This window comes from Enterococcus eurekensis (assembly GCF_042654605.1).
Taxonomy (GTDB): Bacteria; Bacillota; Bacilli; order Lactobacillales; family Enterococcaceae; genus Enterococcus_I; species Enterococcus_I eurekensis.
This window is the reverse complement of record NZ_JBHSGT010000017.1, coordinates 1-19301: the sequence shown is the minus strand read 5'-3', so window position 1 is coordinate 19301 and position 19301 is coordinate 1. Positions and strand designations below refer to the sequence as shown.

22 protein-coding genes are annotated in these 19301 nt (G+C 37.7%); all 22 read right to left on the bottom strand.

What is annotated here, in order from left to right; all coding sequences use genetic code 11:
- Window positions 1-300 carry a DUF1507 family protein gene (locus tag ACFO3L_RS02540; protein ID WP_379963519.1) on the bottom strand — a complete coding sequence of 100 codons (300 nt, stop codon included), beginning with the start codon at window positions 298-300 and terminating at the stop codon, window positions 1-3.
- Window positions 301-851: 551 nt separating this feature from the next.
- Entirely contained in the window at window positions 852-2684 is a 1833-nt protein-coding gene (gene typA / locus ACFO3L_RS02535) for a translational GTPase TypA (protein ID WP_379963517.1), read from the bottom strand.
- Between the two features lie 108 nt (window positions 2685-2792).
- The gene (locus tag ACFO3L_RS02530) at window positions 2793-3317 is read right to left on the bottom strand and encodes an acyl-CoA thioesterase (protein WP_379963515.1); all 525 of its coding nucleotides are present in this window, start codon (window positions 3315-3317) and stop codon (window positions 2793-2795) included.
- Between the two features lie 114 nt (window positions 3318-3431).
- Complete coding sequence (locus ACFO3L_RS02525; RefSeq protein WP_379963513.1) at window positions 3432-4217, bottom strand: acetyl-CoA carboxylase carboxyl transferase subunit alpha; 786 nt, start codon at window positions 4215-4217, stop codon at window positions 3432-3434.
- The gene (gene accD / locus ACFO3L_RS02520) at window positions 4210-5082 is read right to left on the bottom strand and encodes an acetyl-CoA carboxylase, carboxyltransferase subunit beta (RefSeq protein WP_379963511.1); all 873 of its coding nucleotides are present in this window, start codon (window positions 5080-5082) and stop codon (window positions 4210-4212) included. The genes ACFO3L_RS02525 and accD overlap by 8 nt, the downstream gene beginning before the upstream one ends.
- 14 nt (window positions 5083-5096) lie before the next feature.
- Window positions 5097-6461, bottom strand: coding sequence for an acetyl-CoA carboxylase biotin carboxylase subunit (locus ACFO3L_RS02515; RefSeq protein WP_379963509.1), 1365 nt, complete (start codon window positions 6459-6461; stop codon window positions 5097-5099).
- 7 nt (window positions 6462-6468) lie between these two features.
- Window positions 6469-6897: a 3-hydroxyacyl-ACP dehydratase FabZ gene (gene fabZ, locus ACFO3L_RS02510; RefSeq protein WP_379963507.1), complete on the bottom strand. Its 429-nt coding sequence runs from the start codon at window positions 6895-6897 to the stop codon at window positions 6469-6471.
- 3 nt (window positions 6898-6900) lie between these two features.
- Complete coding sequence (gene accB / locus ACFO3L_RS02505; protein WP_379963505.1) at window positions 6901-7392, bottom strand: acetyl-CoA carboxylase biotin carboxyl carrier protein; 492 nt, start codon at window positions 7390-7392, stop codon at window positions 6901-6903.
- A 7-nt stretch (window positions 7393-7399) separates the two neighbouring features.
- Window positions 7400-8635, bottom strand: coding sequence for a beta-ketoacyl-ACP synthase II (fabF, locus tag ACFO3L_RS02500; protein WP_379963503.1), 1236 nt, complete (start codon window positions 8633-8635; stop codon window positions 7400-7402).
- A gap of 17 nt (window positions 8636-8652) precedes the next feature.
- Entirely contained in the window at window positions 8653-9390 is a 738-nt protein-coding gene (fabG, locus tag ACFO3L_RS02495; RefSeq protein WP_379963501.1) for a 3-oxoacyl-[acyl-carrier-protein] reductase, read from the bottom strand.
- A gap of 9 nt (window positions 9391-9399) precedes the next feature.
- On the bottom strand, window positions 9400-10323 hold the full coding sequence (fabD, locus tag ACFO3L_RS02490) for an ACP S-malonyltransferase (RefSeq protein ID WP_379963499.1): 924 nt from the start codon (window positions 10321-10323) through the stop codon (window positions 9400-9402).
- A gap of 114 nt (window positions 10324-10437) precedes the next feature.
- Complete coding sequence (locus tag ACFO3L_RS02485; RefSeq protein WP_379963497.1) at window positions 10438-10659, bottom strand: acyl carrier protein; 222 nt, start codon at window positions 10657-10659, stop codon at window positions 10438-10440.
- A gap of 59 nt (window positions 10660-10718) precedes the next feature.
- The gene (locus tag ACFO3L_RS02480) at window positions 10719-11690 is read right to left on the bottom strand and encodes a beta-ketoacyl-ACP synthase III (RefSeq protein ID WP_379963495.1); all 972 of its coding nucleotides are present in this window, start codon (window positions 11688-11690) and stop codon (window positions 10719-10721) included.
- 10 nt (window positions 11691-11700) lie between these two features.
- Window positions 11701-12141 carry a fatty acid biosynthesis transcriptional regulator FabT gene (gene fabT, locus ACFO3L_RS02475; RefSeq protein WP_379963493.1) on the bottom strand — a complete coding sequence of 147 codons (441 nt, stop codon included), beginning with the start codon at window positions 12139-12141 and terminating at the stop codon, window positions 11701-11703.
- Window positions 12142-12318: 177 nt separating this feature from the next.
- Window positions 12319-12774: a GNAT family N-acetyltransferase gene (locus tag ACFO3L_RS02470; protein WP_379963491.1), complete on the bottom strand. Its 456-nt coding sequence runs from the start codon at window positions 12772-12774 to the stop codon at window positions 12319-12321.
- Window positions 12775-12865: 91 nt separating this feature from the next.
- The gene (locus tag ACFO3L_RS02465; protein ID WP_379963489.1) at window positions 12866-13096 is read right to left on the bottom strand and encodes a YkuJ family protein; all 231 of its coding nucleotides are present in this window, start codon (window positions 13094-13096) and stop codon (window positions 12866-12868) included.
- A gap of 131 nt (window positions 13097-13227) precedes the next feature.
- Window positions 13228-14094 carry an NAD(P)-dependent oxidoreductase gene (locus ACFO3L_RS02460; RefSeq protein ID WP_379963487.1) on the bottom strand — a complete coding sequence of 289 codons (867 nt, stop codon included), beginning with the start codon at window positions 14092-14094 and terminating at the stop codon, window positions 13228-13230.
- Between the two features lie 21 nt (window positions 14095-14115).
- A complete protein-coding gene (locus tag ACFO3L_RS02455) occupies window positions 14116-15342 on the bottom strand; it encodes a glycosyltransferase family 4 protein (protein WP_379963485.1) in 1227 nt (408 codons plus the stop codon).
- A gap of 23 nt (window positions 15343-15365) precedes the next feature.
- Window positions 15366-16373: an LTA glycolipid anchor biosynthesis glycosyltransferase, IagA/BgsA family gene (locus ACFO3L_RS02450; RefSeq protein WP_379963483.1), complete on the bottom strand. Its 1008-nt coding sequence runs from the start codon at window positions 16371-16373 to the stop codon at window positions 15366-15368.
- 217 nt (window positions 16374-16590) lie between these two features.
- Window positions 16591-18318 carry a phosphoenolpyruvate--protein phosphotransferase gene (gene ptsP / locus ACFO3L_RS02445; RefSeq protein WP_379963481.1) on the bottom strand — a complete coding sequence of 576 codons (1728 nt, stop codon included), beginning with the start codon at window positions 18316-18318 and terminating at the stop codon, window positions 16591-16593.
- Window positions 18318-18584 carry a phosphocarrier protein HPr gene (locus ACFO3L_RS02440; protein WP_188367853.1) on the bottom strand — a complete coding sequence of 89 codons (267 nt, stop codon included), beginning with the start codon at window positions 18582-18584 and terminating at the stop codon, window positions 18318-18320. Before ACFO3L_RS02440 ends, ptsP begins: the two co-directional genes overlap by 1 nt.
- A 166-nt stretch (window positions 18585-18750) precedes the next feature.
- Window positions 18751-18942: a hypothetical protein gene (locus ACFO3L_RS02435; protein ID WP_379963479.1), complete on the bottom strand. Its 192-nt coding sequence runs from the start codon at window positions 18940-18942 to the stop codon at window positions 18751-18753.
- Between the last annotated feature and the right edge of the window lie 359 nt (window positions 18943-19301).

Genomic DNA, 19301 nt, shown 5'->3' with positions numbered 1-19301 from the left:
TTAATCCTCCTTGCCTGTTTCAATTTCTTTGCGTTCAGCAAACACTTCATGATACATACGATTTAAATCGCGTTCTAAGTCACTTAATAATTGCTGCCCTTCATTGTTCGTTATCGCCTCCAAAGAAATGGCAAAAGCGATTTGGCGAGAGAGTCCGTACATTTGAGTATCAACAACTTCTTCAAAAGCTTTGCAATGGGCGATGCACAGGCTATTTTTTTGATTCGAAATTAAAAGACGAATGCGATTTGCTTCTTCCTCTAGAAGCGCAATAGCTTTTTTATCGGAAAATTCTTCCATTCCAATACCCTCCTTTTTTATTCGTTTCATTATTATATCACAACTTTCCTGTTATTCCTTGGAACTTTTCAAGAAAAACGTAAATTTGCAATCTGTGAAACATTTTGTAAATATGAAACTTTTTTCGACCTTTAATTAAAAAAACATTTTATAAAAGGTTCATTTATCAAGCTTTTAACTTAATAGATTCTTAAGTTACCCACATTAAAAAATTTTTTATTCAAAATTGCGTATCTATTAATCATTGAAAAAATGAAAAGTTAGCAAACAAAAAATACGCCTTTTACACTTTTCTTACCCCATTTTCCATCTAAAAAAGCAATAATCAATGAAATAGCGAACAATCGCTATTTCCCAGACCAAGAGATCTCTCAAAAAAGAATCTACCTTTATTCTCGACTTGGATTAACTTTTTTTGTTCCTGTTGATTATTAATTTACTTATAATTCTGATTGGTTTCTCACTAGATACCTTGTTCATTAAAATGATTTCGTTCTTTATATAGAAAAAACTCCTCGAGAAGCATTTTCCCGAGGAGTTAAAATTGTTAATTATTCAGCTTTTTTCTTTTTCTTAGATGCTTTTTCACGTTCGTTTTTGTTTAAGATTTGTTTACGTAAACGAATGCTTTCAGGTGTTACCTCACAATATTCGTCTTCATTTAAGAATTCTAAAGATTCTTCTAATGTTAAACGGCGAGGTTTTTTGATAACAGACGTTTGATCTTTATTCGCTGAACGAACGTTTGTCATTTGTTTTGCTTTCGTGATGTTAACAGTTAAGTCATTATCACGAGCATTTTCACCAATAATCATGCCTTCGTAAACTTCTGTTGTTGGTTCAACAAAAACTGTTCCGCGTTCTTCAATACTCATGATTGAATACGTTGTCGCTTTACCTGCATCAATTGAGACAAGCGCTCCGTGATGGCGACCACCAATTTGTTGTTGAATCATCGGTAAATATTGATCAAATGTGTGATGGAAAATACCATATCCACGAGTTAAGGATAGGAATTCTGTTGTATAACCAATTAAACCACGAGCAGGTGCTAAGAAAATGATACGGACTTGACCATTACCAGTGTTAATCATATCTTGCATTTCAGCTTTACGATTACCTAATGATTCAATGACTGAACCTAGGTACTCTTCTGGTGTGTCGATTTGTACGCGTTCAAATGGTTCACACTTCACGCCATCAATTTCACGTTCGATAACTTTCGGGCGTGATACTTGTAACTCATAACCTTCACGACGCATATTTTCAATTAAAATTGATAAATGAAGTTCGCCACGACCAGAAACAATCCATGAATCCGGACCGATTGGATCAATACGTAATGAAACATCTGTTTGTAACTCAGACATTAAGCGCTCTTCAATTTTACGAGCAGTCACGTATTTACCTTCACGTCCAGCAAACGGTGAATTATTTACTAAGAAAGTCATTTGTAATGTTGGTTCATCAATGTGTAATATTGGTAAAGCTTCTTGATGGTTCTCAGGTGTTACTGTTTCCCCAACGAAGATGTCTTCCATACCTGAAACGGCAATTAAATCGCCCGCTTTTGCTTCTTGAATTTCAACACGGTCAAAGCCTAAGAAACCAAGTAATTTTGTAACACGGAATTTTTTCACTGTGCCATCAAGTTTCATTAAGGCAACTTGGTCACCAACACGGATTGTTCCACGGAAAACACGGCCAATCCCAATACGACCTACATAGTCATTGTAGTCTAATAAAGAAACTTGGAATTGTAATGGTTCGTCACTATTATCGACTGGAGCTGGAATATGTTCGATAATTGTATCAAAGATGTGTGTCATTGTTGGTTCTTGATCTGCTGGGTTATCTGATAAGCTTGATGAACCATTTAAAGCAGATGCATAAATAACTGGGAAATCTAATTGATCGTCTTCTGCGCCTAATTCAATAAACAATTCTAACACTTCATCCACAACGTGTTCCGGACGAGCAGAAGGTTTATCAATTTTATTTACAACAACAATCGGAGTCACGCCTTGCTCTAACGCTTTTTTCAATACAAAACGCGTTTGAGGCATCGTACCTTCGTAAGCATCAACGACTAAGATTACTCCGTCAACCATTTTCATGATACGTTCCACTTCACCACCGAAATCCGCGTGTCCTGGAGTATCTAAAATGTTAATACGGGTACCCTTGTATTCAACGGCAGTATTTTTAGCTAAGATTGTAATGCCACGCTCTTGCTCAATCGCGTTTGAATCCATTGATTTGTGTTCTGTTTTACGTTGGTTCAAAACGTTTGATTGATTTAACAATTCATCAACTAAAGTTGTTTTACCGTGGTCAACGTGGGCGATAATCGCTACGTTACGTAGATCTGTTCTATATTTCAATTTATTTTGCTCCTTTTTTCTTTTGGCTTTCCATTCGACAAGCAATTATAACAAAAAAACTTTCTGAAATATAGTGAAAAGTTTTCAATTTGCTATATTTTTTTAAATTTATGTCCAAGGAAGGTCGAGTGATAGCTCTTTTGAAAACGATTTGTACGTTTCTCGTTCTTTTAAACGGTGCTTACGGCGTTCTTCATAACCGGAACAGACAAGTTTTTCTTCCTTAGTCTCAGGTTTGACTTGCGGTAAGACAAAGTCTGCTTCTTCATTCATATATGACGGGACTGCGACAAACGTCATGAAACTAGTTGCGGCTAAATAACGATCCCCAGTTACTAAATCTTCCCCAATTACTTTAACAAAAACTTCCATTGATTTTCGATTGACCCCTGAAATAAAGGTCTCCACACAAACCGAGTGATTCGAATGTAACGGTTTCAAAAAATTGAATTGATCAAGCGATGCGGTCACTGCCCCTCGGCGACAATGGCGACTAACAGAAATTGATGCTGCGTTGTCAACATAAGTCATTAATCGACCACCATATAAAAACCCAAAGGGATTTAAGTCAAACGGCAAAATTCGATGCGTTTGAACGACTTTTGATTCCCGACAAGTTTTGATTTCTTGCATTATTACTCCTCCACTTCTCAAACTATTGTAGTATACAGAACAATCCCTTTTTTGTCGAGAAAAAAGCAAAGGAACACTGGATGTGCTTGATTCCAACACCCACGTCCTTTGCAGTTAATATTTTCTAAAGCGTTGATACCTTGCCTCTAAAAGGGTTGGTATTTCTATTGCTGATAGTTCCTTTAGTTTGAAAATCAAATCACTTTGTAAACGTCTAATAACCGCTTCTTGCGATAACGTTTCGCCTCGGAATGTTTCTAAAATCACCCGATCGACAACTTCTAACTCTTTTAATTCACGAGCCGTAATTTTCATTAAGCCTGCCGCTTCATTGGCACGACTGCCATCTTTCCATAAAATAGAAGCAAAGCCTTCTGGTGATAAAATGGCATAAATTGAATGCTCTAGCATCCAAACTTCATCTCCTAGTGCTAAAGCTAACGCACCACCACTACCACCTTCTCCAATAATGATCGAAATAATCGGTACGCTCAAATCAGACATTTCAAACAAGCTTTGGGCGATTGCTTCCCCTTCGCCACGTTCTTCTGCTCCAATACCACAAAAGGCCCCCGCCGTATTAATAAAAGTAATAACAGGACGCTTAAACTTCTCCGCCTGCTTCATCAAACGCAAAGCTTTACGATAGCCTTCTGGATGAGGAGCACCAAAATTACGACGCAAATTTTCCGGTAAATTACGGCCTTTTTGAATGCCGATAACCGTTACGGGTTTGCCATCAAGCAAAGCTACGCCACCAACAACCGCTTCATCATCTGCATAAAAACGATCTCCGTGAAACTCTTGAAAGTTATCAAAAATCCCTTCAAAATAATCAAGTGCAGTCAAGCGATCTTTTGAGCGAGCAAGTTGAACAATTTCATGTGCACTTCTACTCATAATCTACCCATCCTTTCGCTGTATGCATTTGCACCAATTCAAAAATCCGTTGACGCAATTCCATTCTTGGAACAATTTGATCAACAAAGCCATGTTCAAGTAGGAATTCAGCTTTTTGAAAGTCTTCTGGTAACTCTTGGCGAATTGTTTGTTCAATAACTCGACGACCGGCAAAACCAATTAGCGCTTGTGGTTCTGCTAAAATAATATCGCCTTCCATTGCAAAACTAGCAGTGACACCACCTGTGGTCGGATCGGTTAAAATCGTTAAATAAAATAAGCCAGCATTACTATGACGTTTGACCGCCGCTGAAATTTTAGCCATTTGCATTAAAGATAAAATTCCTTCTTGCATCCGTGCACCACCTGACGCGGTAAAGATAACAACTGGCAATTTTTTTTCAATCGCTCGTTCGAACAATCGAGTAATTTTTTCGCCGACAATCGTCCCCATACTTCCCATAATAAAATGAGAATCCATAATTGCTAAGGCAATTTTTTCGCCATGAATCATTGCTTCGCCAGTTAAAACGGCCTCATCTAATTTTGTTGCGGCTTTTGCTTTTTCTAGTTTATCTAAATAACCCGGGAAATTTAACGGATCTTTGGTTACAAGCCTCATATCCCATTCATCAAAGCTCTTCTCATCAACTGTTAACTTCAGTCTTTCCCATGCGGTAATCCGAAAGTTATAGCCACAATTAGGACAAACTTTTTCATCACCCATATCTTTACGATATAAAATATGTTTACAACTTGGGCATTTTGCCCACATATCATCTGGAACTTGTGGGCCTTCTGACGGCAAGTTTTTATGAGCCGGTCGAATCGGAATATAGTTTTTTTTCTTTCTAAACAAAGCCATCTAAAGACCTCCTCTTAGTTTTCAGGTGTCCATTCTGGTAAAAATTCTTCTTGTAAAAAGGCTGTGGTGTAATCCCCAGCGACCACGTTTGGATGACTAATTAAGTCCATTTGGAACTCAACATTCGTCGTGATGCCTTCTGTCACAAACTCACTTAATGCCCGTTGCATTTTCATCAAGGCTTCCAAGCGTGTTTCGCCATGAACAATCACTTTAGCAATCATTGAATCGTAGTATGGTGGAATCGTATAACCAGAATACATCGCACTGTCAACTCGCAAACCCATACCGCCACCTGGTAACAATAGATTTTTGATTTTCCCAGGTGAAGGAGCAAAGTTAAAGGCCGAATTTTCAGCATTAATTCGACATTCAATTGCATGCCCACGAATTGCAATATCGGTTTGCTCTAAAGTTAGTTTTTCACCACTTGCAATCTCAAGTTGTTTTTTGACTAAATCAACTCCGGTGACCATCTCAGTAATTGGATGTTCCACTTGAATGCGGGTGTTCATCTCCATGAAATAAAATTCTCCCGATTGATCCATTAAAAATTCAATCGTACCGGCATTGCGATAAGAAACGGCTTTAGCAGCTTTGATTGCTGCAGCACCGATTGCTTGGCGTTTCTCAGTGCTAATCGCAACAGAAGGGGCTTCTTCTAAGACTTTTTGGTTATTCCGTTGCAACGAACAATCGCGCTCACCTAAATGAATAATATGACCGTAATTATCGCCCAAAATCTGAATTTCAATATGACGCGCTGGATAGATAATTTTTTCAATGTACATTTCATCATTACCAAAGGCAGCTTTAGCTTCTTGTTGCGCTGAAGTAAAGTTCGGCGCAAGCGCTTCTTTAGAAGTTACTTTACGAATCCCCTTACCGCCGCCACCCGCTGCTGCTTTTAACATGACAGGATAGCCAATCGCTTCAGCAATCGTTAACGCCTCATCTACAGTTGAAATGGCGCCATCACTGCCTGGAATAACTGGAACACCTGCTTCAATCATTAAACGTCGAGCATTGATTTTATTTCCCATTGCATCAATGGTTTCACTTTTTGGACCAATGAATGTGACATTGATTTCCTCACACATTGCAGCAAATTGACTGTTTTCAGAGAGAAAACCAAAACCTGGATGAATCGCCTCGGCTTTTGTGACAATTGCTGCACTTAATATTTGTTGGACATTTAAATAAGACTCGGCTGCTTTGGCTGGTCCGATACAAATTGCTTCATCGGCTAATTCCGCATGCAGCGCCTCTTTATCCGCTTCTGAATAAACCGCTACAGTTTGAATTCCTAATTCGCGACAAGCACGAATAATTCTTACCGCAATTTCACCGCGGTTTGCAATTAAAATTTTTGAAAACATAGGTCACCTATCCAATCATGAAAGTTAATTCTGCTTCGGCAACTTTCTTGCCATCTACTCGAGCGACACCTTTGCCGATTCCCGCTGAAGATTTTACTTTAATGATTTCAACTTCTAAAATCAACGTGTCTCCTGGTGTAACCTTTTGGCGGAATTTTGCTTTGTCAATCCCACCGAAATAAGCTGTTTTTCCTTTGAATTGTTCTAAAGAAAGTAAGGCTACCGCACCCGCTTGAGCCATTGCTTCAACAATCAAAACTCCCGGCATTACAGGTTCGTGTGGGAAATGTCCTTGAAAAAACGGCTCGTTAATCGTTACATTTTTCTTAGCGATAACTTTTTCGCCATCAACCAACTCTTCTACACGATCGATTAATAGCATCGGGTAACGATGTGGAATAATCTCTTTAATTTGCTGAATATTTAATTGTGTCATTTTTTATCCTTCTTTCACACGGAATAAAGGCTGATTGTATTCAACCACATCCTCATTTTCAACAACAACGGCAACAATTTCACCCGTTACATCACTTGTAATCTCATTCATCACTTTCATCGCTTCGACGATACAAACAACTTCGCCCTTCGTTACACGGTCACCAACCGATTTGAAATTCGGTTGATCGGGTGCTGGTTTTAAATAGACAACACCAACCAATGGCGAGACAATTTCAGTCCCTGCTACGACACTAGCTGCTGGTACGACTTCAGATGCTTTCTCTTGAGCAACTGGCAAAGAAGCTTTTGGCGCTTCAATCACACTTGGTGTAGAAGCTTCAATCGTTGGTTGTGGTACGACTGATACTGCTTGTCCTCTTGAAACATTATTTTTATTTAAATATAGTTCAAACGAACCTTCTTTTAAATTGAATTCAGTTAAATTCGATTCGCTAAATAGCGTTAATAAGTCTTTTAATTCTTGTTGTTCCATTTCGTGCTTACGCCTCCCAACGCTTCATTAAAAGAACGGCATTATGACCACCGAAACCTAATGAATTACTCATTGCGTACGTTAGATCAGCTTCCACACTTTCATTGATCACAACGTTTAAATCAATTGTTTCATCTTGTTCTGTCACATTGATGGTTGGTGGGATAAATTGATGTTGCAACGCTAGAAGCGAGGCAATCGCTTCAATTCCACCTGCAGCGCCTAATAAATGACCCGTCATCGATTTGGTACTACTTACGTATGCTTGACGGTAATCGTCGCCTAATCCATATTGAATGGAAGTTGCTTCCGCACTATCATTAGCCGGTGTACTTGTACCATGGGCATTAATATAACTAATTTCTGATGGTTGAACGCCAGCTTCATTCATTGCGAGTTTCATTGCTTTTCCAGCACCTGATCCATCTGGATTTGGCGCAGTCATATGATAAGCATCACAGTTTGCACCGTAACCAACAACCTCACCTAGAATATTCGCTCCACGAGCAAGCGCATGATCTAATGATTCCATCACTAAAACACCGGCACCTTCTCCCATTACGAAACCACTACGATTTTTATCAAACGGTGTTGATGCTTTGTTTGGATCGGTTTCTGTTGTTAAAGCTGTCAATGCAGCAAAACCAGCAATTCCGATTTCACAGATCGTCGCTTCTGAACCTCCAGCTAAAATGACATCTGAATAGCCATGTTTAATACTGCGGAAGGCTTCGCCAATTGAATGGGTACCTGAAGCACAAGCTGTCACAATTGTTGTACAAATCCCTTTCGCGCCGACGCGTAAAGCGATATTTCCTGCAACCATATTAACAATCGACATCGGTACAAACATTGGCGAAACTCGATTAGGACCTTTTTCATTCATGCGCGTCACTTGGTCTTGGATTGTTGGCAAGCCACCAATTCCAGAACCTACGATTACGCCAAAACGGTCTTCATCAACTTTTTCACTTGTTAAATCAGCCATTTCAAGTGCCTCTAGAGCAGCATAGATACCATAAATAGAAAACATATCCATCCGTTTTGTATCTTTTTTCTTGAAATATTTTTCTAATGGGAATTCTTTGACTTCACCGGCAACAGAAATACCTGTTGCTTCTGCGTCAAATTTTGTAATGGGACCAATCCCATTCGTTCCATTTTTTAAGCTTGCTAAAAAATCTTCCGGTGTGTTTCCGATTGGAGAAGCGACACCATAACCTGTAATTACTACTCGATTCATCATTATACTCTCCTATCTTATCCGTGCATTACCAGTCCACCATCAACATTGACAACTTGACCCGTGATGTAAGAACTTTTTGCTAAGAAAATTGCTGTTTGTGCCACATCTTCTACTGACCCAAAACGTTGCATTGGGATATTTTTTTTGACTTCTTCAATGACTTTTTCACCTAAAACTTCTGTCATATCAGTTTTAATAAAACCAGGAGCAATGGCGTTACATGTAATGCCACGTGGTGCGACTTCACGAGCGACTGATTTGGTAAAACCAACAACTCCCGCTTTACTAGCAGCATAGTTCGCTTGGCCAACATTCCCCATTAAACCTGAAACGCTCGAAAGGTTAACAATCGCTCCTTCACGTTGTTTTAACATTTTCTTTAAAACTTGCTGGGTCATATTAAATGTACCAGTTAAATTGATTTTTAAGACTTGGTCAAATTCATCGGGTTTCATACGCAACATTAATTTGTCGTTCGTAATTCCGGCATTATTAACTAAAATCGTCACCGGACCCAGTTGATCTTCGGTTTCTTTAATCATGCGACTAGCTTGCTCAAAATCTGAAATGTCCCCTGATACGGCGATGCATTTCACACCTAAGTCCGTAATTTCTGCAATCAACGCGTCAGAAATTGCACTACGTCCATTTAAGACAATGTTACTGCCTTCTTTGGCAAAGGCTTTAGCAATTTCTAGGCCAATTCCACGTGTACTACCTGTAATAAAAGCAACTTTATCTTTTAAATCCATACTAGCCTCCTAAGCTAAAGCCTCCAACGTCTCTTCAAATGTCTTCACATCTTCGACACGAGTCACTTTAATTGATTTATCAATTTTCTTTACAAAACCGGTCAAAACTTTTCCAGGTCCAATCTCAACAATTTGCTCAACACCTAAATTTTTCAACGTTTCGATACTTTCGTAAAAGCGAACTGGCGACATGACCTGTCTTTCTAGTAAATCCTTAATTTCTGCTTGTTCCATCACTTGAGCGGTTGTATTACTAATAACCGGAATCTTCATTTCATCTATTTCAATTTCTGTTAAGACAACTTTTAACTTTTCAGCAGCTGGCTTTAGCAATGCTGTATGAAAAGGACCACTGACATTTAAGGGAATCATGCGTTTGGCCCCTAATTCCGTCAAGTAAGCAACAGCTTGATCAACTGCAGTCACTTCACCGCCAATGACAATTTGTTGTGGTGTATTATAATTTGCGGGAGAAACAATTCCAACAGAACTCGCCTTTTGACAAGCTTCTTCAATCATTTCAATTGGAGTATTCATCACAGCCACCATTTTACCAGTGCCTTGTGGAGCGGCGTTCGCCATAAGTGAACCTCGTTTCGCCACAAGTTTTAGAGCTGTTTCAAAATCAAATACTCCACTAGCAACGAGTGCTGAGTATTCACCTAGGCTAAGCCCTGCAACATAATCACATGATTGACCTTTTTCTTGTAACAAACGCCAAAAAGCAATGCTTACCGTTAGAATTGCCGGCTGGGTATATTCTGTTTGATTTAATTGCTCGTTTTCAGTAAAGCATTGTTGAGCCACATCATAGCCTAGTACTCGACTAGCTTCATCAAAAGTTGCCTTGACAATCGGTTCTCGTTCATATAACTCTTGTCCCATGCCTACATACTGTGCACCTTGTCCACTAAATAAAAAAGCTTTTTTCATGTCAATCTCCTTAATACTTCACAATTTTCATCTCTTGAGGAATTGAAAAATCATCTCAGCGTCTCGCGCTTAATTAAAACAGCAAAGGCTAGGCTTTTAGCCTAGCCTTTTGAATTATGCTTGTTTTTCTACGTATTTAACTAAATCTTCAACTGTCTTAATACCATCTTCTGTTTCGATTTTCACATCAAATTCATCTTCAATTTCATTGATGATTTGGAATAAATCTAAGCTATCTGCTTCTAAATCCTCTTGGATATTTGTTGTTAATTTAATTTCTTCTACATCTTTACCTAATTCTTCTGCAATAATTTCTTGAATTTTTTCAAATGACATTTTAAAATTCCTCCAATATAGTTATCTTCATTTTATTTTTTTATTTATGTTCACAAGTTTTAAAGGATCATTAACACAGAAGCCCATGTTAATCCACCACCAAAACCTGAAAGAACCACTTTTTGGTTGTTACCTAAAACAATTGTTTCTGCTTCAACAGCTTCGTGCAATAAAATTGGTATGGTTGCTGAAGAAGTATTGCCATATTTATCCATGTTTTGTAGAAATTTATGTCGTTCAACCTTTAGTTTGCGCGCCATTTTATCTAAAATACGTGAATTTGCTTGATGGAGTAAATAATAATCAATACTCGCATCCTCGTCTCCAATTAACGTTGCTAAACTTTTAGCAACGTCACGTGTTGCAAAGTCGAAAATCTCGCGACCATTCATCTGAAGGCAAGCGGTTTGCTTTGGTAATAATTTGGTGAATGGATTATTTTGACTATTGGCAAAACCCGATGTCAACGCCTGCCCTCGCGTCCCATCGGCATGTAGACTTTCTTTTAATAGGTGACGCTGTTCAGAAGCTTCTAGCAAAACCCCACCAGCACCATCGCCAAACAGTACGGCCGTGGAACGATCTTCCCAATCGAGTACTTTGGACATAACTTCACCGCCAATTACCAAACCATTTTTAGATCCAGTGCGAATGAGTTTTTCACCCATTGACAAGGCATAAACAAATCCGGCACAAGCTGCACTAATATCAAAAGCAAAAGCATTGATTGCCCCAATCGCACCTTGTACTAAACAAGCAACAGAAGGTGAATTATAATCCGGTGACATCGTAGCGACAATCACAAAATCAATTGACTCAACATCAATTTGACTCTCTGCCAACAATTGCTGAGCAACTTTAATACATAAATCAGAAGTATTTTCAGTCGTTGCAATGTGTCGGGCCTTTATACCGGTCCGAGAATAAATCCATTCATCACTCGTATCCATTACTTCAGCTAGTTGATCATTCGTAACGATTTGTTCAGGTACGTATCGAGCAGTTGCTGTAATCTTTCCAAAATTCATCATTCATCTACACTCACTTATACTCTTGTAAGAAAATATGAAGGTTATTCAGTGCTCGTAAAAGGGCATCTGATTCATCTTTCTCCATGTTCTGTAAGGTTGCTTCAATCATTTTTCGATGGAAACTTTGGTGAACACGATACAATAGCTTTCCTTTTTTCGTCAATGATAGTTTGACAACCCGTCGATCATCTTCACTTCGAATCCGTTCAATATAATTCTTTTTTACTAATCGATTAATGGCTGTCGTTAATGTCCCAACCGTAATCCCCAAATCTTTAGCGACTTCAGAAGTAGTTTTTTTACGATACATGCCAATCGCTTCAATTGTATGCATTTCTGTAATTGATAAATCATTAAAATGGGATTTTCTTAGTTCTGATTCTTCAATTACTAAAATATCATTAAAAACATCTACTAATAAATCGTTAATTTTTTCAAAATCCGGTCGCATTATCCTAACCCCCATCCAATTAGTTTGATTGTCAAATCATTTGACAATCAAACTATAATTTAAATAAGCATGAATTGCAAGCTTATTTTTAGTATTTCTTCGATTTTTCATAATGAAAGCGCTTTTTGATACAGAAATCAGCTAATATTCCTTTTGACTATCAAACTAATTACTTACTTACCATAAGTCTTTTTTAAAATTAAAAACCGTTAAATTTTCAGAAATCACTACTTCACTTTCTTTCTCGAATCCATATGCTTCATAAAAATGAACAGCCGGCTGATTTTTTTCTCCTGTCGAAACAATCATTTTTTGACAGTTTTTGTGTTGTTGACAGACATAATTGAGTAACTTTTTACCAATCCCCTGCCTTAACGCTGAAGGATCAATAAATAAACGATAAACATCAATAACTTGTTCTTCGATTTTGTATGATAAGACACCTGTTAGCTTTTTCTTCTGATAGAAACCAATAAACGACTCGTCAACCTCTTGCAGGCCTGTGAATGATTCTTGTAAGGGCGGAATTTGATCCGTTCCTAACAATTCTGCTTCAATTTGATAAGCAGCTTTTTGAATACGATATACCGCTTCGGCAATCCTATTATTTGATAAATCTAGTTCTTGAAACATTTCCTTCTCCTTTAACTACTATATAAATAAAAATCAATTCAAAAAAATATCTGAAAAGAAATACGTAACGTAACTCTCCTCAGATATTTTTTTATTGAATTAAATCATAAATTTCAATGGCCACAATATCAACATTATCAAATTGATAAGGCTGTTTCGTTTGACTATCTGTTAATTCAAAAGTTTCTGTTGAATGATCATAACTAACTGTACACTGTTCTACGCCTTCTTTTTCAAATCGACGAATTTGTACCTCGTTATCTTGCGCCTCAACCATCGCTTCTAAACGTTTGATGATTGCTACTAATTGAGAATTTTTCATTCACTAGACCTCCTATTTTCACTTCTGTTATATTGTATCAAAAGTCCGGACTTCTTGCATTGATTTTCGCTGTTTTTTTTATTTTTTGACTCTTTTTTATACAGAAAGCTTTCGACCAGCTGTTTTTTTATCTACTCTGTCCACCAAAGTTTAATCAAAGCTTGCGTGCCATCATCTGAAAAGCCTTTTACAGCTAGCATTTCGTAGAGTTGTTTGGCTAAAGCAGTCATCGGTAGCTCAATCTCCATTTTGTCGGCTTCATCTAAAACAATTTTTAAATCTTTAATAAAATGCTTCACGAAAAAGCCTGGTGTATAATCTTGACGTAAAATTCTTGGCGAATAATTAATCATTGACCAATTAGCTGCTGCGCCCCCAGATAATGTTTCAATCACGTTATTTAAATCTAGCCCCGCTGCTTGACTGTATACAAGCATCTCAGTCATTCCAAGCATTGTTCCCGCCACCATAATTTGATTGGCCATTTTTGTATGTTGACCTTTGCCGGCTGAACCGTGGAGATGAAAAGATTTTCCAAAAATTTTAAATAAAGGTAACACTCGATCGTACGCTACTTGACTGCCACCCGCCATAATCGTTAATGTACCATTTTTAGCTCCTAAATCGCCACCTGAAACAGGAGCATCCAAGCTAAACCCTTGTTTTTCACGCGCAACCTTTTCAATTTTTTCAGCTAAAGAGGGGGTACTAGTCGTTAAATCGACAACAATTTTATTTGAAAGTTCACTTGCAAATATCCCTTTTTCAGGATCGAAGTAAGTTTCCTCCACATCACTCGGATAACCTACCATCGTAAAAATAATCTCACTTGCATCTGTGACTTCCTTAGCATTTGATTTCCAAGAAGCACCTTGTGCAATTAGTGCTTCTGCTTTACTTTTAGTCCGTGTATAAATCATCAATTGATGGTCTGCAGCCAGTAAATGTCTAACAATCGATTGCCCCATCACACCGGTGCCAATAAATCCAATCTTCATTTTTTATCCCCCAATTATTTACTACTTTGTTATAATTTTTAAATGTTTTAGACGTGTTTTTAAGCGACTTTCATCTTTTTCCTCTTGATATTTTTTCACGAAATATAAGTCCATTATTTCATTATAAAAAGCAAGGATTGATTCCCCGAAAAATTCTGCCGAAATCTCATATAACTTATTTTCAACAACTTCAGGTTTCTTTTGGGGCATTTCTGTTAAATAATCAATCAAACTTGCAGCAAATCCTTCTTGGTCATCATATGTTTGTCCCAATGAATGATCACTAATTAACTGGTCGAGATACGCATTTCCTGCCACGATCATTTGCGTTCCTGAAGCCATAGCTTCCGTATAAGTCAACCCTTGCGTTTCCGAGGTCGATGCACTCACAAAATAGTCTGCCGCATGATAGTAAAATGCCACTTCATCGGCTGACACCTCACCAACAAAAGAAACAATTGATTCTAATCCAAGCTCCTCAACTAAGGCCTCTAAACTCGATTTATATGGGCCATCGCCGACAACCATTAAACGAACCTCTGGAAACTTCTCTAAAATTTTTGGTAATCCTTCAATAATTGCCTGTGTATTTTTTTCAAACGACAAACGACTTAGTGTTAGTAATAATTTTTGATCGGATGTAACGCCCCATTCTTGACGTAGCGTTTCCGACATGTCATTGGTAATATCTGGGCGTAAAAATTTTTCAACATTAACACCAGTTGGAATAATTCGCATTGGCGCTTTGGCCCCATAACCTCGTAAAGTATCTACCACTCGTTGACTTGGACAAACAACTCCTGATGAATGGTCGACAAATTGACGTGATAAAAATTTAACGTAAGAAGGCCTTAAAACTTTTCCTTTGGCAATATAGTGTAAATAATCCTCATACATTGTATGATACGTATGAATGACAGGAATTTCCAAACGTTTACCAATCCACTTGCCTAGTAATCCCGCACCAAACTCCGTATGTGTATGAATCAAATCGAGATCATATTCTTTTGCTTTTAAATATGCAAACCAAAAACCCCGAACGACTAACCGACGCTCTTTAAAAGAGATAAATGGAACACTAGGCATTCTTATAATATTTCTTTCATATTTTGGTGCGTTAGGATCAGTTGTCGTAAAAATAAAGACCTCGTGCCCCTTTTGTTCTAGTTGTTCTTTTAAAGTTTTAATCGACGTCGCAACTCCGCTCACTTGCGGAAAATAAGTATCTGTAAAAAAACCAATTTTCATTTTATTTCACCTTCAACTTCCCTTTATCGTTCTAGCACTTCTTCATAAATCTCTTTTAACTGCTCTCCAATTTTAGGTATGCTTTTTTCAACTGCCGTTTGATAGCCATTCTCACGTAAATCAGGCAGTTTCCCAGTCATTATTCTCTCTATTAATGACACAAAAGCCTCGTTAGTTGTTCCCATATAGCAATTTTCTTTGTCCTTTAGCCACTCGTTGTACACTGGAATCGCTCGTAATAATACATTTTGGCGACTCGCTAATGCTTCCAAAACAACAATGCCTTCCGTTTCTTCATAGGATGGAAAGAAAAATAAATCGGCGTTCGTATATGCGCCTTCTAAAATATCACCTTTAATATAGCCCGAAAAGATAACATTTTTAGGATGGTTACCTCGAACGACTTGACGAACTTTTGCCGGTACACTATATAAAGGCGTATGACCGAACCAAATAAATGTATACTCTGGAAATGATTCTGCGACTTTAACAAAATCTAAGATGCCTTTTCTTTCAAAATAAAGTCCAACAGAGATAATCACCTTTTGCTCAGGTTTTAAAGAAAAATATTCCCGGAATTTTTGTTCCTTTGTTTTACTTTGCTGAAATTTCTCTAACGAAACACCGTTAGATAGCACTTTAATTGGATTTTTAATCCCGTAGTTTTCAATGACCTTTTTTGAATAAGGCGTTGGTGTAATTAATTGATCTGCCGAATTGTATAGCCGGACTAAATGTTTTTTGTAAAATGGTGCCAAAAGATTCGAGCCAATAAAAGAATTTCTAAAATCTTCTTCAGTTGAATGCGCATGATAGATGACTTTTTTATTTCTTTTTTTTGCTTGACGAACCATTCGATAGCTATTTAGACCATAAGTATTTATGTGTAAAATATCATAATTCATATCCGAGTTCTTCGTTGTATATTGGACATTGACACTTTCTAAAGCCTTTTTTTGATGGGTAAAGGCACGACCAATACCCGATTTTTCTAAAAGTTTTTGACTTTCAAAGTACAAAAGTATTTTCACGAAAGACACATTCCCTTCTGTTGATTACCTTTATAGTATAACATAGGTATTTTTAAGAAAATCGTCCTTGAGTCTGATTTTGTCCCTTAATTCCATGTTGTCTAAAGCATAACACAAATTTTATTTTTCAAAAACTAAAGCGAAGTCAAAGAATGAAAAAAAAGACCGCAAGTCCATCTGAAAACAGATTTTCTTGCGGGCCTAGCTTATTCAATAATTAGTTGATGTATTCTTTCATGATTTCAAGAACATCTTCCATTGTGTCACATTCAGTTAGCGCACGATTGGCTAACTCTTTCATTTTACTTGTGTCTAATGTTTTCATTAAACTACGAGTTTTTAGAATTGAAGTGGCACTCATAGAAAATTCATCTAAACCGATACCCATTAATAATGGAACTGCCGTTTGATCGCCGGCCATTTCTCCACACATTCCAGCCCATTTACCTTCAGCGTGCGCTGCATCAACAACGTTTTTGATTAAACGTAAAATTGATGGGTTGTATGGTTGGTAAAGGTAAGAAACTTGCTCATTCATACGGTCTGCTGCCATTGTGTATTGGATTAAATCATTTGTTCCAATACTGAAGAAATCAACTTCTTTAGCGAAGCGATCAGCTAAAATAGCTGCTGCTGGAATTTCAATCATGATACCGACTTGAATCGTATCAGAAACTGCAATACCTTCTGCAATTAATTTGGCTTTCTCTTCATCATACATCTTTTTAGCTGAACGGAATTCTTGTAAAGTAGCTACCATTGGGAACATAATACGTAAGTTACCATGAACAGAAGCTCGTAACAATGCACGTAACTGTGTACGGAACATTCCTTCGCCTAATGATGATAAACTAATACGTAATGCACGGTAACCTAAGAATGGGTTCATTTCATGCGGTAATTGCAAATAAGGAAGTTCCTTATCGCCACCAATGTCCATTGTACGAACAACAACTGGTTTGCCATCCATGCCTTCTAGTACGGCTTTATAAGCAACATATTGATCTTCTTCTGTTGGGAAATCTGGAGAATCCATGTATAAGAATTCTGTACGATATAAGCCAACACCTTCTGCACCATTGTTATGAACACCTGTTAAATCTTTAGGTGTTCCAATGTTTGCAGCAAGTTCAAAATGTTTGCCATCAGCTGTAACTGTTTCAGCATTTTTTAATTTTTCCCACTCTGCTTTTTGAGCAGCGTAGTCTTCACCAATTTTGATGAAGCTTGCTTTTTGGTCTTCAGTTGGATGAACAATCACATCGCCTTCGATACCATTAACTGCTAAAATATCGCCAGCTTTCACTTTTGCAGTGATTTCGCCAGTTCCAACAATTGCTGGAATTTCTAACGAACGCGCCATAATAGCAGAATGCGACGTACGACCACCAATGTCAGTTACAAAAGCTTTTACAAAATTACGGTCTAATTGCGCTGTATCACTTGGCGTTAAGTCATGTGCTACTACAACAACTTCTTCGTTAATCATGGACGGATTTGGTAAAACTACTTGCAATAAGTTTGCTAAAATACGTTTAGCAACGTCGCGGATATCCGCAGCTCTTTCTTGCATGTATGCATTATCTTCCATCGCTTCAAACATACCAATGTACATGTCAGTCACTTCTTTTAAAGCAGATTCTGCATTAACTCTGTTGTCTGAGATGTTTTGTTTAATTTGACCAATCATATCTGGGTCGCTCAAAACCATTAAGTGAGCATCGAATACTTGTGCTTCTTCTTCACCTAAGCTTTCAGCGGCTTTGTTACGAATTTGCTGTAACTCTTCAGATGATTTGCTTAAAGCATCATCCAAGCGCGCTTCTTCAGCTGAACTGTCTTCTACTGTAACTTTTGTAAAGGATAAGTCTGGTTGAACTAATAGATATGCTTTGGCAACAGCAACACCATCACTGGCTGCGATACCTTTTAGCATTTCAGTCATTAGTTTGACAACCCTTCTTTTTGCATTGTTTCAGTAATTGCAGCCATTGCTTCTGCTTCGTCTGTACCTTCGATAGAAATTGTTACATCAGATCCTTGACCAACACCTAAAGACATTACGCCCATGATTGATTTAAGGTTTACTGATTTACCTTTATACTCTAAGTTGATATCAGAGTTAAATTTGCTTGCTGTTTGAACTAACAATGTTGCAGGGCGTGCATGAATCCCTGTCTCTGCGATTACGTTAAAATCTTTCTTTTCCATATTTAATCAAGCTCCTTCATGATAGATAGTATTTTTTTGAGGGAATCCTAATGGTTAGCTGATTGAATCGCTACCAACTTAGAAAAGACCCTTTCAGTTGTTAAGATTAACATTTTTCATCATAATTAACAACTACTTTCGGTACAATTACTTAGAATTAGTGAATTTATTTGTTCAACTTGACCAAGCGATAAATGACTTTACCACTTAAGCCAGCTTCCCCCACAATCGATTGGCGATGTTCACTTGCTAACCAAGCATTTCTGAAAGTCAGGAACATTTCTTTCTCAACAATAATTTCACTAATGACACCATCGACGAGTTTTTGAATCTCGTTGTAAAATTGATTATCGTCCACTTGCTTTCCTCCTCGTATTATATATTTAGAAGCAAATAAAGCTCCTTGAAAACTAAATAAAAATATTTTCATTAATCAAAATCTTATTGCTTGGATATTGTGTGATTTCCCTGAATAATAGAGCTATGGAAAAGGATCTATCGGGAATCTGCTCTTTCCTCCTGTAGTCGAATCTACATTAAAAAGTCTGCATCCTGGAACCTAGTAGTTGACGACAAACACACAAGTTGTAGTTTTCCTTTCATTCCCACTTTTAGAGTAGAAAAGTGAAGTAGCTGGAGGGAAAGGAAGGCATCTACTCATAGGCGAGGTTGTTGGTCTTCTAGGTCTTTCAGGGGCATCCCACAGTATCGAAGCAG